General features: G+C 58.5%; 16 protein-coding genes. 12 read left to right on the top strand and 4 right to left on the bottom strand.

From position 1 onward, the window contains the following. The first annotated feature begins 7 nt into the window (after nucleotides 1-7). Genes AO726_RS06070 through AO726_RS06060 form a run of 3 tightly spaced genes read left to right on the top strand, consistent with a single transcriptional unit; the run spans nucleotide 8 to nucleotide 2,581 of the window. The gene (locus AO726_RS06070) at nucleotides 8-742 is read left to right on the top strand and encodes a FliA/WhiG family RNA polymerase sigma factor (protein ID WP_058067186.1); all 735 of its coding nucleotides are present in this window, start codon (nucleotides 8-10) and stop codon (nucleotides 740-742) included. A 1-nt stretch (nucleotide 743) separates the two neighbouring features. Continuing rightward, nucleotides 744-1,616: a flagellar motor stator protein MotA gene (gene motA, locus AO726_RS06065; protein ID WP_058067185.1), complete on the top strand. Its 873-nt coding sequence runs from the start codon at nucleotides 744-746 to the stop codon at nucleotides 1,614-1,616. Then, entirely contained in the window at nucleotides 1,613-2,581 is a 969-nt protein-coding gene (locus AO726_RS06060) for an OmpA family protein (protein ID WP_058067184.1), read from the top strand. Before motA ends, AO726_RS06060 begins: the two co-directional genes overlap by 4 nt. A 48-nt stretch (nucleotides 2,582-2,629) precedes the next feature. Here the strand turns inward: AO726_RS06060 and AO726_RS06055 are convergent, their stop codons facing one another. From AO726_RS06055 to flgA, 4 genes are all read right to left on the bottom strand, one after another. Continuing rightward, a complete protein-coding gene (locus tag AO726_RS06055) occupies nucleotides 2,630-3,085 on the bottom strand; it encodes a hypothetical protein (RefSeq protein WP_058067183.1) in 456 nt (151 codons plus the stop codon). Continuing rightward, complete coding sequence (locus tag AO726_RS06050) at nucleotides 3,082-3,903, bottom strand: winged helix-turn-helix domain-containing protein (protein WP_058067182.1); 822 nt, start codon at nucleotides 3,901-3,903, stop codon at nucleotides 3,082-3,084. Before AO726_RS06050 ends, AO726_RS06055 begins: the two co-directional genes overlap by 4 nt. Before the next feature lie 255 nt (nucleotides 3,904-4,158). Further along, complete coding sequence (gene lafA, locus AO726_RS06045) at nucleotides 4,159-5,055, bottom strand: lateral flagellin LafA (protein WP_058067181.1); 897 nt, start codon at nucleotides 5,053-5,055, stop codon at nucleotides 4,159-4,161. 177 nt (nucleotides 5,056-5,232) lie between these two features. Further along, nucleotides 5,233-6,039: a flagellar basal body P-ring formation chaperone FlgA gene (gene flgA / locus AO726_RS06040; RefSeq protein WP_058067180.1), complete on the bottom strand. Its 807-nt coding sequence runs from the start codon at nucleotides 6,037-6,039 to the stop codon at nucleotides 5,233-5,235. Nucleotides 6,040-6,113: 74 nt separating this feature from the next. Here flgA and flgB point away from each other — a divergent pair, with 74 nt between their 5' ends. From flgB to AO726_RS05995, 9 genes are read left to right on the top strand one after another with little or no spacing between them, the layout of a single operon-like run. Continuing rightward, nucleotides 6,114-6,467 (top strand): flagellar basal body rod protein FlgB, encoded by a 354-nt coding sequence (gene flgB, locus AO726_RS06035; RefSeq protein WP_058067179.1) that lies wholly within the window; start codon nucleotides 6,114-6,116, stop codon nucleotides 6,465-6,467. 2 nt (nucleotides 6,468-6,469) lie between these two features. Continuing rightward, nucleotides 6,470-6,898, top strand: a complete 429-nt coding sequence (flgC, locus tag AO726_RS06030) for a flagellar basal body rod protein FlgC (RefSeq protein WP_058067178.1) — start codon at nucleotides 6,470-6,472, stop codon at nucleotides 6,896-6,898. Beyond that, nucleotides 6,898-7,575, top strand: a complete 678-nt coding sequence (flgD, locus tag AO726_RS06025) for a flagellar hook assembly protein FlgD (protein WP_058067177.1) — start codon at nucleotides 6,898-6,900, stop codon at nucleotides 7,573-7,575. Before flgC ends, flgD begins: the two co-directional genes overlap by 1 nt. A gap of 33 nt (nucleotides 7,576-7,608) precedes the next feature. Continuing rightward, complete coding sequence (gene flgE, locus AO726_RS06020) at nucleotides 7,609-8,802, top strand: flagellar hook protein FlgE (RefSeq protein ID WP_058067176.1); 1,194 nt, start codon at nucleotides 7,609-7,611, stop codon at nucleotides 8,800-8,802. 9 nt (nucleotides 8,803-8,811) lie between these two features. Further along, nucleotides 8,812-9,543, top strand: coding sequence for a flagellar basal body rod protein FlgF (locus tag AO726_RS06015; RefSeq protein ID WP_058067175.1), 732 nt, complete (start codon nucleotides 8,812-8,814; stop codon nucleotides 9,541-9,543). Nucleotides 9,544-9,564: 21 nt separating this feature from the next. Then, the gene (gene flgG / locus AO726_RS06010) at nucleotides 9,565-10,350 is read left to right on the top strand and encodes a flagellar basal-body rod protein FlgG (RefSeq protein ID WP_058067174.1); all 786 of its coding nucleotides are present in this window, start codon (nucleotides 9,565-9,567) and stop codon (nucleotides 10,348-10,350) included. Nucleotides 10,351-10,354: 4 nt separating this feature from the next. Further along, nucleotides 10,355-11,023 (top strand): flagellar basal body L-ring protein FlgH, encoded by a 669-nt coding sequence (flgH, locus tag AO726_RS06005; protein ID WP_058067173.1) that lies wholly within the window; start codon nucleotides 10,355-10,357, stop codon nucleotides 11,021-11,023. Nucleotides 11,024-11,033: 10 nt separating this feature from the next. Beyond that, nucleotides 11,034-12,128, top strand: coding sequence for a flagellar basal body P-ring protein FlgI (locus AO726_RS06000; RefSeq protein ID WP_058067172.1), 1,095 nt, complete (start codon nucleotides 11,034-11,036; stop codon nucleotides 12,126-12,128). A 2-nt stretch (nucleotides 12,129-12,130) separates the two neighbouring features. Further along, nucleotides 12,131-13,252 carry a lytic transglycosylase domain-containing protein gene (locus AO726_RS05995; RefSeq protein ID WP_058067171.1) on the top strand — a complete coding sequence of 374 codons (1,122 nt, stop codon included), beginning with the start codon at nucleotides 12,131-12,133 and terminating at the stop codon, nucleotides 13,250-13,252. The last annotated feature ends 1 nt before the right edge of the window (nucleotide 13,253 follow it).

Below are 13,253 nucleotides of genomic sequence, written 5' to 3'. Positions count from 1 at the left end.
TGCCCGTATGCTCGCCTCGGGTCTGGATCAGCAAGGGTACGCCGCCGAACAAGGTGGTGTGGCCCTGCTCGCCCCGGATGCTGAGCAGAAGTGGATGCTGAAGTACCTGCCGCTGGTCAAACGCATCGTCAGTCAGCTGGCCCTGCAGGCCAATGCCGTGCTGGACCGTGAAGACATGGAGCAAATCGGTCTGATGGGGTTGATGGAATGTCTGCGGCGCTACGGTACACCGGATGAGCAGTTCGGACGCTTTGCTGCGTTGCGCATTCGGGGTGCGATTCTGGATGAGCTACGCCGTCAGGACTGGCGTCCGCGTCAGGTCCGGCAGCAGACCCACCGTATCCGCGACGCCATCCGCGAGTTGGCGCGCAAACTGGGGCGCATGCCTCAGGACGAAGAAATTCTGGCCAGCACTGGCCTGAGTGAAAAGCAGTATCAGGAATACCTGCAGGCCGATGCCTGTGAGGCCATCGAAAGCCTGGATGAGCTGCTGAGTAGCGGTCATGACCCGGTTGCCCAGGGCAGCAGCAACGTCGAAGAGCGTGTGCTCAAAGAGCGCCTGCTGGCCCAAGCACTCAGCCAACTGAGTGAGCGTGAGCAACTGGTGCTGACCCTTTACTACCAACATGAACTGAGCCTGAAGGAAATTGCCTTGGTGCTGGAGCTGAGCGACGCCCGCGTCTGCCAGCTGAGCAAGCAAGCAATTACCAAGGCCAGCCGTTACCTGAACGAGAGAGGCTAGGGTGCAGAAATTACTGGGTATCATGATCATCGTGGCCTGCGTGATCGGCGGTTATCTGATGGCGCATGGTCAACTGAGCATGCTCTGGCAGCCGGCAGAAATGGTCATCATTCTGGGCGCGGGTCTGGGGGCACTGATCGTCGGCAACCCGAAAGAAGTGCTGGTTGAAATGCTCGCCCAGATTAAAGGCGTGTTTGTTTACAAGCGCCGTGGCGAAGAGTTTCAGCGGCAGTTGTTGATGCTGCTGTATGAGCTGTTGGAAATGGTCGAAATTGGCGGCCTTAAGGTGCTCGACAGCCACATCGAAGAGCCGGAGCAGAGCGATCTGTTTGCTAAATATCCGCTGATCCGTCAGGAGAAAAACCTGATGGCGTTTATTGCCGACAACTTCCGTCTGATGGCCATGGGCAAGATCAGCGCCCATGAGTTGGAAGGTTTCCTTGAGCAGGAGCTTGAGGCGATGGAGCATATCCTGCTGCAGCCAGCTCGTTCGCTGAACAAAATCGGTGAAGCCATGCCGGGCTTCGGTATTCTCGCGGCGATTCTCGGCATCATCATCACCATGGGCAGCATCGGCGGCTCAGTGGCTGAGGTGGGGGCTCATGTGGCGGCGGCGCTGGTGGGCACCTTTATCGGTATTTTCATGTGCTATTGCGTTATGGAGCCCCTTTCCAACGCCATGAGCCAACGCATCAAGACAGAGCTTTCTGCCCTTGAGTGCGTGCGCACAACGTTGGTCGCCCACGTGGCCGGTAAGCCCACGCTGTTGGCGGTGGACGCAGGCCGCAAGCTGATTGAACAGGACGTAAAACCTGCTTTCAGGCAGCTGGAAACCTGGGTTAACCGCTATGAGGATGAAAGGGACGCGGCATGAAGAAGCGTGGGGGTGACGCCCATGAAGTGATCGTCAAACGCCGCAGTAAGAAAGGCCACGAAGAGGAACACAGTGGTGCCTGGAAAGTAGCCTTCGCCGACTTCACCTTGGCGATGATGGCGCTGTTTATGGTGCTCTGGATCGTCCAGCCGAAGCTGGATGTAGTGACTGTGGCCGAAGGTTCGCTGGTCAATCCAGTGGTTGATGGCGGTGCCGATATCTTTGATGGCGTCAGCAAGACGGTGCTGGATCTGGACGGCATCCCGGTGCAGATTTCCCGCCGCTCTGACCAGTCCAACACCGCCGAAACACCTCAGGACAGCAACGACGAGAAGCGCAGCGTCGATATGCCGGAGCTGACCGAGCAACAGCTCGAGTTTCTTGAGCAGGTAAGTCCGTATTTTGTTGAGCCTGAGCAAATGCGCGTGTTGGTGCAGCTGATGGATCAGTTGGCCAAGCAGCTCAATGCAGAGTCGAATGTTCAGGCGCAGGTGGTGCCGCAAGGCTTGCGAATTCTGATTAAGGACGACAGTGAGCGCTTTATGTTCAGCCGCGGCAGCGCGAGTCTGGACCCGCATTTTGAAATGCTGCTGCAGCGCCTTGCGGGCATTCTCAGCAAGGTCGAAAACCCTCTGATCATCAGCGGCCATACTGACGCCACGCCTTATCGCGGTGTAGTGGGTGGCTATAACAACTGGAATCTGTCCGGGGATCGCGCCTTGCGTGCCCGCAATGTGCTGGTTAAGGCTGGCTTGCAGGCCTCTTCTATTCTGCAGGTGGCTGCCCAGGCGGATGTGATGCCGCTGCTGCCGGATGATCCTAAAAACGGTGCCAACCGCCGTATCGAAGTGCTTGTGCTGACCCGCGAGGCCGAAGGCCTTTACCGCGAGTTGTTTGGCGAAGGCCAGCTGCGCGCAGATCTCAAGGGTGGCGAAGGGCGCAATCCGCTCCCGCCGCAGGGCTAAATCAGGGTTACAGGCAGTGCGCTTACGTCCGCGCCGGAAGCTGAGTGATCAGCTCTCCGGGCAGAACAGCTGCTGGGTTTCCCGAGCTAGAAGACAGCCATTGAGCTGGCTCAGGTGGATGACCGAGTCGGGGTGGCTGGCGTACATCAGGTTGAAGACCATGCCATCATCACTCTGTTCGTTGAGGCTGTGTACTTCGCCCCGCTCCACCCGCAGGCGGTAAGTGCCGAGAAAGCCTGTCTCAACCACGCCTGATGTTTCCAGAATGCCGTGCCCCTGACGGGTCATGCTGTAAAAGCGCCCGTTGTGAATATGTAGGCTGTGCGTCAGCTGCAGCACCTGCCCGTTGCTCAACTGCACCTCGCCACTGGCGTGATGGCGGCCATTGAGTTCCGCGCTGGTGTAGTACAGCCACAGCTGGGCGGCACAAATGCTCAGCAGTAACAGACCCGCCAGGGTTGCAAGCAGCCAGTGGGCGCGACTTGTGCCGCGCTGCAGGCTCAAGACAGACACCGCAGCAGTTGGGCGTCCTTGATGTGTGAGAGTTGGCCGGCGTGAAACATCAGCACGTGGGCCTTACCTTGGCCAGGCTGACACACCAGTTGATAAATGTCCTGACTCAAGCTGAAGGTCAGTGCGGTGGGCTGAGTACTCAGTTCGGCCAGGCGTTCGCTGAGGCTGCGAGTGGCTGAGACCAGTTGCTCGAGACGCTGTGGAGACTGCTCGATATAGCGAATGTCGAGGCTTTCCAGCTTGACCTGGCTGGTGTAACTCGCCGCAGGTTGGCTGGCATTCGACAGCAGGGTGAAAAGCCCGGCGCTGCACACCGCTACACTGGCCGCCAAGCTGGCGATCAAGCGCCGAAGACGCTGAAGTGGGCGCTTGGCTGCTGGCACGGGCGGGTCGTTGTCCGCCTGTGCTTGCTCGCTGTCATTAGCCGAGGGAGTCAGGTAGCCAGGGTTGATCTGGTAGCCACGGCGCGGCAGGGTCTGGATTATTTCGCGGTTCTTTTCATCACCAAGTACCTGGCGCAGGGTGTAAATCTGTTGATTCAAACTGCCCTGACCAACAACCCGGTCTGCCCAAGCGTAGCTCATCAGTTCATCACGGGAGACCACTTCGCCAGGCACTTGCAGCAGGCGTTCAAGCAGGCGGCTGCCGGAGAAGCCCAGTTCAATTTTTTCGCTGCGCTCACCCTGCACCAGGGTCAGCTGAAAGAGCGTGGGATTGAACACCGCATAGCAGTCACTACGGCCAGTCTTGATCGTGAGGCAGCATGCACCAGCGGCTGACTCGGAATAACGTTCGGTCGAGGTATTCATAGGCTCTTAGCCGGAGCGACAGTGGTCGTTTAGAAAAGTTCCGCAGGCGGTTTGGTGGCATTTTGGCGTCAAGAAATTGCACATACAAGCCTTGAACTTTTGTGCCGTTTTGTGATTGGCATCACTAAAAATGGGTATGCGGGCGCGGGATTCGCGGGCGCGGAGGGAGAGGCAGGCAATTTTAAAGCAAATAAAAACGCCCCGCAAAAACGGGGCGCTCTTTAAAGTGGGCGATTAACGCCCGGATGCAGCTGATTAGCCCAGCAGGGACATAACCATGCCTGGCATCTGACCAGCTTGCTTCAGCATAGAGATGCCGGACTGCATCAGCATGCTGTTTTTGGTCATGTTGGCGCTTTCTTTAGCGAAGTCAGCATCCATCATGCGGCCTTTGGCGATGTCGGTGTTGTCTTTCATGTTCGCCAGGTTGTTGGCGGTGTGGTTCAGACGGTTGATGGTTGCACCGAACTGAGCGCGGATAGTGCCGATTGCATCAAGGGCAGTAGCAACCTTGTCGATGTTGGTGTTGGCACCGGCGATGCTGGAAACTTCACTGCCAGCCGTGTCGGCATTACCGGCGGTGAACGTTGCGGAGATGCCGTCCAGTGCGTCGATCAGGCCTTGGTAAACGTCTACACCGCTGACGTCTTTCAGGTTCAGGGTCAGTTTTTCTGCGGTGGTAGCACCGATCTGGAAGGTGACCGCTGCGCCGAATTTACCTGCAGCTGCTTTGCTGAACAGCTTGTCGCCGGCGTAGCTGGTGTTGTCCATGATGTTGGCGATTTCAACACCCAGCTGGTCGTATTCGGACTGGATGGAGACCAGGTCTTTGGCAACGTTGTTAGTGCCGTTAGCAGCCTGAGTGGACAGGTCTTTCATACGCTGCAGGATGTCGGTCATTTCATTGAACGCACCTTCTGCAGTTTGCAGCATGGAGATGGCGTCGCCGGTGTTACGGATGGCAACTTCCATACCACGGGACTGAGCGTTCAGACGGGTAGCGATCTGCAGGCCGGCAGCATCGTCAGCTGCGCTGTTGATACGGAAACCGGTGCCCAGACGCTGCTGGTTGGTGCCCAGCGCATTGTTGGTTTTGCCCAGGTTGGTCTGAGTGACCAGCGAGGAGTAGTTAGTGTGGATAGACAGAGCCATTTGAATATTCCTTCGTGCTGAACGCTTGATTGGAGCTGGCTGTAATTGCCTGCTGAAAAGGTAAAGCGACCAGTTTCCGGCGACACTTAAATGGCGTTGTGAATTTTTTTTGGCACTTGTCTCTGGCGCTTATGTCCGCACTACAGCAGAGGCTTAAAACGGCACCTTTCGGCATGCTCAGCGAAAAGTGCTGCTCACCACGCCTGGTTCGATGACCTGCGCATCGATGACTTTTTCACTGGAAAGATTCCTCACGCGGATAACCTCACCAGCCCGTCCGTTGGCCATTGCCTGGCCCTTAGTCGCGGCGCTGATGCCGTCATGACTGGCGCGGATGGTGACTGCTTCACCGCGGCGGATCATCAGTGCTGCACTGAGCAGTGACGGGGTGATCAGTTGGCCGGCACGGATGCGCCGTTTAGCGCCCTGGCTGCTGACTTCGGCCATGCTCTGGAAGTAGCCCCGGCGGATTTTGCTGAGTTCGGCCTCGGCTAGTTTCAACTGGTTGAGGCTGATGTTGTTGCCCCGCTCTATCTGGCTGGCAGCATGCACCACCATCAGGTAGATCGTCGCCTGGGCAAAGGCGCTGTGGCTCCAGCCGGGTGTGTCTGCGCAGCTCAGTTGCAGGCGCTGACGGCTGTCGGGCTCAGTGCCGGATTCGACGCTAAGGCGCAGCGCCTGCGTGCAGGGCGGCAGCGTTTCAGGTTTACCGATGTGGTTGATTTGCAGCGTGTGGCGCACCTGCTGCCAGCTCTGCTGGCGGGCCTGCTCAGTCACTTGTTTGTCGATGTAGCTGCTAATGCTGCGTTCGATTTGCGTGCTGGCGGTCTGCGCCGCGTACAGAGGCTGATGCAGGAGGAAAAACGCTGACAGGCATGCGGAAGCAATACTTCCGCATCGGCCTGAAAGCCAGCCTGCAAACGGAAACGGAACTGTGCGTTTAGGGCCTGAGTTGCAGGTAAATTCGTTAAAAATCAATGACATGCTCTTAATAGGGGCGATGGGCACGTTTTGTGCTGAAGGCATCGCCATGCTAACCGGTTTAAGGGTAACGGTGGATGAGTATACGGATTGATGACGTGGTCGGGGCGCACACGCGCGCGCTCGAATTGCGTCTGCAGCGCAGCGAGATTCTGGCAGCCAACCTGGCCAACGAAGACACGCCGGGTTATCTGGCCCGCGACATCGATTTTGCCAGGGAGATGCAGCGGCTTGATTCGCAGGCGTCATTCGGCCCAGCCGGCAGTGATCTGAAATACCGCATTCCCACTCAGCCCTCGCAAGACGGCAACAGCGTTGAGTTGAGTGTCGAGCAGGCTGAGTTCTCCAAGAACAGCATGGATTTTCAAACCAGCCTGACTTTTCTCTCCATGAAGTTTCGTGGCTTGAAACAAGCCATTGAAGGACGTTGATCGTGGCCTTTGATTCCATCTACCGGATTGCCGGATCGTCGATGAACGCGCAGACCGTTCGCCTCAATACTGTGGCCAGTAACCTGGCCAACGCCGACTCCTCGGCCGCCAAAGCGGAGGATGTGTATCAGGCGCGCAAGCCTGTCTTCGCAGCGGTTTATCAGAACGACATGCTCAGCCGCAGCGTGGGTATGGGCGGCGCTCATGTCCAGGTACTGGATGTGGTAAGCGCCGGGCGCGATCCAATCCGCCGCTATGAGCCAGGTAACCCGTTGGCAGATAACCAGGGTTACGTGTTTTACGCCGACATCAATCAGATCGAAGAAATGACCGACATGATGTCGGCGACCCGCAGCTTCGAAACCGGTGTTGAAGTACTTAATCGCCTGAAAAGCATGCAGCAGGGCCTGCTGAAACTGGGAGAAAGCTGATGAGCAGCGTGTACAACGATACCCAGGGCAGCACGGCTTATGGCGTCGATGAGACGGTAAAAAAGGCCGTTAACGTCAGCGATGCGGCGCAGATGGAGAACAACTTCATCACCCTGATGGTCGCTCAGATCAAGAATCAGGACCCGACTGATCCGGTCGACAGCAGCGAGTTCCTCAACCAGTTCTCGGCCATGAGTCAGGTCAAGAGTCTGGAGAACATGGCCAGCATGACTCAGAGCAATCTGGTCCTGCTGGATAACTTGCAAACCCTTACCGCGGCCGGCCTGGTCGGTCAGGAAGTGAACGTCACCAGTGATGCCGTTGAGCTGGCTGATGAGCCGGTCCGGGGTGTTATCAACCTGGAGCACGCCGCCGGTGCCTTGTCGCTGGTGCTGACCGACAGCCGCGGCGTCAGCCACGAAATCAGCCTGGGTTCGCAGGAGCCGGGCAAGGTGCGCTTTGAGCTGGATGCCGGTCAGCTCGGCCTGACGCCGGGTGCCTACAAGCTGGCGGTGAAAAGTGACAGCGGCGAATACCCTTCTGCCGAACTTGCCGGGAAGGTGAAACAGGTGCGCGTCAGCACTGAAGGCCCAGTTCTGGAAATTGCCGGAATTGGTTCGGTGCCCTTCTACAACATTACTGAGTTTGGCCCGACACCTGTCGCCGGCCTGCTCTGATCCCGTTTTCAGTCTATTTAAGGTTTTGATGCCATGAGTTTTAACGTCGCCCTGACCGGTTTGAATGCCGTCAACGAACAGCTCAACACCATCAGTAACAACATCGCCAACGCCGGCACCACGGGCTTTAAATCCTCCCGTACTGAATTCGGCAGCATCTATGCCGACTCTCAGGCAATGGGTGTGGAAGTGCTTGGGACTACTCAGAGCATCAGCCAAAACGGCTCGCTGGTGACCACCGGCCGCACACTGGATCTGGCGATTGCCGGCAGCGGTTTTTACATCACCCGCACACCGTCCGGTGAGGTCAGCTACACCCGCGCCGGTGTGTTCAATGCCAACAAGGACAACCTGATCGTCAACGCTGCTGGTCAACGCTTGCAAGGTTACACCGTAGACGCGGCAGGCAACCTGCTGGTCGGGGTGATGGGCGATATGCAGCTGCAAAGCGCCAACCTGCCGGCCAAGGCGACTGATAGCCTGGATTTCGTCATGAACCTGGACTCCAATCAGCAGCCTCCGGTTCTGCCGTTTGATGCCAGTGACGTCAATACCTACAACTCCACCTACACCACCAAGGTGTTCGACTCTCAGGGTAAAGAACACACCCTGACCCAGTACTTCGTCAAAACCTCGCCGAACAACTGGAATGCCTATTACTTTGCTGATGGCGTCGATGTGACTCCGGCGACCGGCCCGCAGCCGATCAGTTTCACCACCGGTGGTGCTCTGGCCGCACCGACCAACCCGGTCAATGTGGTCTTCAACCTGGTGGGTGTTGACCCAATGAACGTGGCGGTCAACTACAGCAACTCCAGCCAATACGGTTCTGACTTTGTTGTCACCAGCAACCGCGCTTCCGGCTATGCCGCCGGCGAGCAGACTGGCCTCTCGGTTGAGAAGGACGGCATGGTCTACGCCAACTACAGCAATGGTCAGCGCATGTTGCAGGGCCAGGTAGCGTTGGCCAACTTTGCCAACCCAGGCGGACTGCGCAGCGTTGATGGCACCGCTTGGCAGGAGACTGCCGAGTCCGGTCAGGTGCTGGTGGGCATTCCGGGTGCTGGTGCGTTTGGTGAGTTGGTCGGCGGTGCGTTGGAAAACTCCAACGTCGACCTGACTGAGCAGCTGGTGGGCCTGATGGAAGGCCAGCGTAATTACCAGGCCAACACCCGCGTGCTGACCACCAACAAAGAATTGATCCAAAGCCTGTTCGGCGCGATCTGAGGCTGAGTTATGGACCGTTTGGGTTACACCGCAATGAGCGCCGCGAGCCGCACCATGAGTTCGCTCACTGTGCGTGCCAACAACCTGGCTAACGTCAACACACCAGGTTTCCGTGCGGATATGGAACAGGCCGAAACCGTTGCTGTTGAAGGTCACGGTTATGACAGCCGGCATATGGCTGTTGCCCGTAACAATGGCATCGACCTGACCCCTGGCGCGCTGATGGCCACTGGGCGTGAACTGGATGTTGCCCTTCAGGGCGGCGGCCTGCTGGTGATTGAAGGTGAAGGGGGGCAGGAGCGCTACACCCGTCACGGATCTCTGCAGGTGGATGCGCAGCTGCGCCTGACCGTCAATGGCCGCCCGCTGATGGGCGAAGGTGGCCCTATTGTGCTGCCGGAATACGACCACCTGAGCATTGGTCGCGACGGCACCGTTTCAGTGGTGCCCCGTGGTGATTACCTGACGGCTGAAGTGGACCGCATCCGCATCGTCGATGTGCCTGCGGCCAACCTCACTAAGGATGCTGCCGGCCTGCTCACCACCATTGATGGCGAGCCAGCCGCAGAGGCAGAAAACCCGGTGTTGGTCAGCGGTTATCTGGAGTCGAGTAACGTCTCCTCGATCGATCAGCTGATGGCCACCATGAGCCTCAACCGCCTGTTTGAAACCCAGGTGAAAATGATGAAAGCGGCCGAGGATCTGTCCGAAGCCGGCAACCGCATGATCCGTGGCAGCTAAGCGGGCAGACAGGAGAAATACATGAGTTCAGCATTGTGGGTCAGTAAGACCGGTCTGGCCGCTCAGGACAAAGCCATGGGTGCGGTGGCCAACAACCTGGCCAACGTCAACACCAAAGGCTTCAAGAGCGACCGCGTGGTCTTTGAAGATCTGTTCTACGCGATTGAAAAGCAGCCGGGCGCGCAGGCTGATCAGATCAACACCGTGCCGTCTGGCATTCAGTTGGGCAGCGGTGTGCGGGTTGCCGGTACGCAGAAAGTCTTCACCGAAGGCAACATCGAGCCCACCGGTCAGCCGATGGACCTGGCGATTGTTGGCAGCGGCTTCTTTCAGGTTGAAGCGCCTAACGGCGATATCTATTACACCGAGAACGGCCAGTTGCAGCTGAACAACGAAGGCATGTTGGTTAACACTCAGGGCCTGCCGCTGGTGCCGGGCATTGAAGTGCCGGCTGGCAGCAGCCGCTTCACCGTCGGTGCGGATGGCATCGTTACGGCTGTTCTGCCGGGCGATACCCTGCCGACAGAGCTGGGCCAGATCATGCTGGTCAACTTCACCAATCCGACCGGGCTGGAAGCGCTGGGCGGCAACCTGTACCGCGAAACCGTCGCCAGCGGTGAGCCGGTTGAAGGTGTGCCGGGCGAAGATGGCCTCGGTCAGATCAAGCAGGGTGTACTGGAAGGCTCCAACGTCGAAGTGGTTGAGGCCATGGTCAACATGATCTCCATCCAGCGTGCCTATGAAGCCAACGCCAAAGTGCTGGATGCAGCATCCGGCATGCAGCAGTTCCTCAACCAGACGGTGTAATTGAATGAGCCGTCTGACTCTGTCCGGTGTGTCCATGCTGGTGCTGCTAAGCGGTTGCGCCAGCTTCAACGAGATGCTGCCCGACGAAGACTCCAGCCGCTACGAGCCGCTGGAGTTGGATTACAGCCAGCCGCCTACTGTCAGCGGCGGTTTGTTCCGCAGCGGTTATGCAGGCTCGCTGATCAGCGATAAACGCGCCGTACGGGTTGGCGACATTCTCACTGTGGTGCTGGACGAGTCCACCCAGTCGAGCAAGAGCGCAGGCACCAGCTATGGCAAGAGCTCCAGCATTGGCATCGGTATTCCAACGGTGCTGGACAAGCAGTTTGATCAGCTCAACACCCAGGCTGAGGCGGAGCGGGACTTCAACGGCTCGGCGAAAAGCTCGCAGCAAAATACCTTGCGCGGTGCCATTGCCGTCACCGTGCACCAGGTGTTGCCCAACGGCACGCTACTGATTCGCGGCGAGAAAGCCCTGCGCCTGAATCAGGGCGATGAATTCATCCGCCTGGAAGGTCTGGTGCGTATGGATGACATCAGTCGCGGCAACCGCATCTCCTCGCAGAACGTCGCCAACGCGCGTATTTCCTATGCCGGTCGTGGTGTGCTCAACGACAGCAACAGCGCAGGCTGGCTGAGCCGCTTCTTCACCAGCCCGCTGTTCCCCCTGTAAGAGGCCCGCCATGTTTCAACGCTTTATTCTCGCCTGTGTGCTGAGCTGCCCGCTGACAGCCATGGCCGTGCCGCTGATGGATCTGGTGGATGTGGAAGGCATTCGCGGCAACCAACTGGTCGGTTATGGTCTGGTGGTGGGTCTGGATGGCACCGGTGATAAGAACCAGGTGAAGTTCACCAGCCAGTCCGTGGCCAACATGATCAAACAGTTCGGTATCAACCTGCCGGACAACGTCGATCCCAAGCTGAAAAACGTCGCAGCGGTGAGCGTCACCGCTGATATTCCGCCCTCCTACAGTCCCGGCCAGAGCGTGGATGTGACCGTAGCTTCGCTGGGCGATGCCAAGAGCCTGCGCGGTGGCCAATTGATGATGACGCCGCTGCATGGTGTCGACGGCGAGATTTACGCACTGGCCCAGGGCGCGATTGTGGTGGGTGGCCTGAACGCCAGCGGTGCCAGCGGCTCCAGTGTGGCGATCAACTCGGCCAATAGCGGGCGGATTCCAAATGGCGCCACTGTTGAGCGGATGATTCCCAGCGATTTCAGCGAGCGCCCGGATGTCATGCTCAACCTGCGTGAGCCCAGCTTCCAGACCGCCACCCGTGTGGTGGAAGCGGTTAATCAGCGCTTCGGCATGGGTACCGCAACCGCTCTGAACGCGACCAAGATTTCCGTGCGGGCACCGCTCACCAGCACCCAGCGCATCAGCTTTATGGCCATGCTCGAAGGGCTGGAAGTAGCCGAAGGCCGCGAGCGCCCGAAGGTGGTGTTCAACAGCCGTACCGGCACGGTTGTGGTGGGTGAAGGCGTGCGGGTTAAGGCCGCTGCCGTCAGCCATGGCAACCTGACTGTGACCATCAGCGAAAACCCGCAGGTCAGCCAGCCCAACGCGTTCTCTCAAGGCCAGACTGCGGTGGTGCCACGCTCTGATCTGGAGGTCAGTCAGGACCGCAACGCCATGTTCCGCTGGCCGGAAGGCGCGAGCCTGGACAGCATCATCAACACGGTCAACAGCCTTGGTGCGACCCCGGATGATGTGATGAGCATTCTGCAAGCGCTGGAGCGTGCCGGTGCCCTTAACGCTGAACTGATAGTGATCTGAGCATGAGCATTGTTTCCCTGACCCAACACCTGAACACGCACCGCGCTGGCGCAGAAAGCATTGGTCGGGCCCGTGAGCAGAAACTGCAACTGGCCGCCGAGCAGTTTGAGGCGTTGTTCCTGCAACAGATCCTCAAGCAGATGCGTAAAGCCAGCGATGTGCTCAGTGAAGGCAATCCCATGCGCAGCCGTGAGCTGGACAGCATGCGTGACTTCTACGACCAGGCGTTGGCCGATACCATGGCCAAGCGCAAGCAGACCGGCATTGCCGACATGCTCGTGCAGCAGTTATCCACAGGTGGAGGTTCCCTCGCCGAGCTTGAAGCTGCAGCCCTTGCTGCCCGAGAGGCTGAGCTGCCGGCGCGTACCGCGAGCAGCCTGCAGGAACCATTGCGCAGTACCTGGACGCGCAGCCGCAGCGAGTCGCCCTGGCCTGCTGCTCAGGCCGCCAATGAGCCGGTTAATTTCAAATCGCTGGTGCAGCGGGTGATTAATCAGGAGTCCGGCGGCCGCATTGATGCCGTCTCGCCTAAGGGCGCACTTGGCCTGATGCAGCTGATGCCCGGCACCGCTCGGGATATGGCTACCGAACTGGGTATGGAGTTCGATCAGCAGCGTTTGGTCAGTGATGCTGACTACAACATGAAACTGGGCTCGGCCTACCTGCAACGCATGCTTGAGCGCTACGACGGCAACCCCGCGCTGGCGCTGGCGGCCTACAACGCAGGACCCGGTAAGGTGGATGAATGGATCGGCGCGCACGGTGATCCACGTACCGACGCTATTGGCCAGAATGCCTGGATCGAGCGTATTCCCTATCAGGAAACCCGCGATTACGCGCGCAAAATTCTCTCGGCTCTGAATGATACCGACACTGCCAGTCGCGAGCAGGCTGCGGTACAGCGTGCCGAGACCCGCCAGCGCCTGGCCAGTGCCCTGAGTGCAGACAGCGGCGTTCTGCTGAGCAGCGTTGCCAGTCAGCAATTGCATACGCCGACGCAACCAGCGCTTAATTCTGCGGCCGATTCTGTCGCCTTGAATTCAGTAACCCATGAATTACCTGCTGAGGGCGATGTTGCTGCACGCCTGCCAGCGTTTGCTCAGCCGGTTCGGCTTGAGCGTTAGG

The sequence above is a fragment of the Pseudomonas sp. TTU2014-080ASC genome (assembly GCF_001446935.1).
GTDB lineage: Bacteria > Pseudomonadota > Gammaproteobacteria > Pseudomonadales > Pseudomonadaceae > Aquipseudomonas.
This window is presented reverse-complemented; position numbering and strand designations above follow the sequence as displayed.

Excerpts from the sequence above, each read along its gene's own strand:
- AO726_RS06070 (WP_058067186.1), top strand. The coding sequence starts at position 8 with ATGCTCGCCTCGGGTCTGGATCAGCAAGGGTACGCCGCCGAACAAGGT.
- AO726_RS06060 (WP_058067184.1), top strand. The coding sequence starts at position 1,613 with ATGAAGAAGCGTGGGGGTGACGCCCATGAAGTGATCGTCAAACGCCGC.
- AO726_RS06050 (WP_058067182.1), bottom strand. The coding sequence starts at position 3,903 with ATGAATACCTCGACCGAACGTTATTCCGAGTCAGCCGCTGGTGCATGC.
- lafA (WP_058067181.1), bottom strand. The coding sequence starts at position 5,055 with ATGGCTCTGTCTATCCACACTAACTACTCCTCGCTGGTCACTCAGACC.
- flgA (WP_058067180.1), bottom strand. The coding sequence starts at position 6,039 with ATGTCATTGATTTTTAACGAATTTACCTGCAACTCAGGCCCTAAACGC.
- flgB (WP_058067179.1), top strand. The coding sequence starts at position 6,114 with ATGAGTATACGGATTGATGACGTGGTCGGGGCGCACACGCGCGCGCTC.
- flgD (WP_058067177.1), top strand. The coding sequence starts at position 6,898 with ATGAGCAGCGTGTACAACGATACCCAGGGCAGCACGGCTTATGGCGTC.
- flgE (WP_058067176.1), top strand. The coding sequence starts at position 7,609 with ATGAGTTTTAACGTCGCCCTGACCGGTTTGAATGCCGTCAACGAACAG.
- AO726_RS06015 (WP_058067175.1), top strand. The coding sequence starts at position 8,812 with ATGGACCGTTTGGGTTACACCGCAATGAGCGCCGCGAGCCGCACCATG.
- flgG (WP_058067174.1), top strand. The coding sequence starts at position 9,565 with ATGAGTTCAGCATTGTGGGTCAGTAAGACCGGTCTGGCCGCTCAGGAC.
- flgH (WP_058067173.1), top strand. The coding sequence starts at position 10,355 with ATGAGCCGTCTGACTCTGTCCGGTGTGTCCATGCTGGTGCTGCTAAGC.
- AO726_RS06000 (WP_058067172.1), top strand. The coding sequence starts at position 11,034 with ATGTTTCAACGCTTTATTCTCGCCTGTGTGCTGAGCTGCCCGCTGACA.
- AO726_RS05995 (WP_058067171.1), top strand. The coding sequence starts at position 12,131 with ATGAGCATTGTTTCCCTGACCCAACACCTGAACACGCACCGCGCTGGC.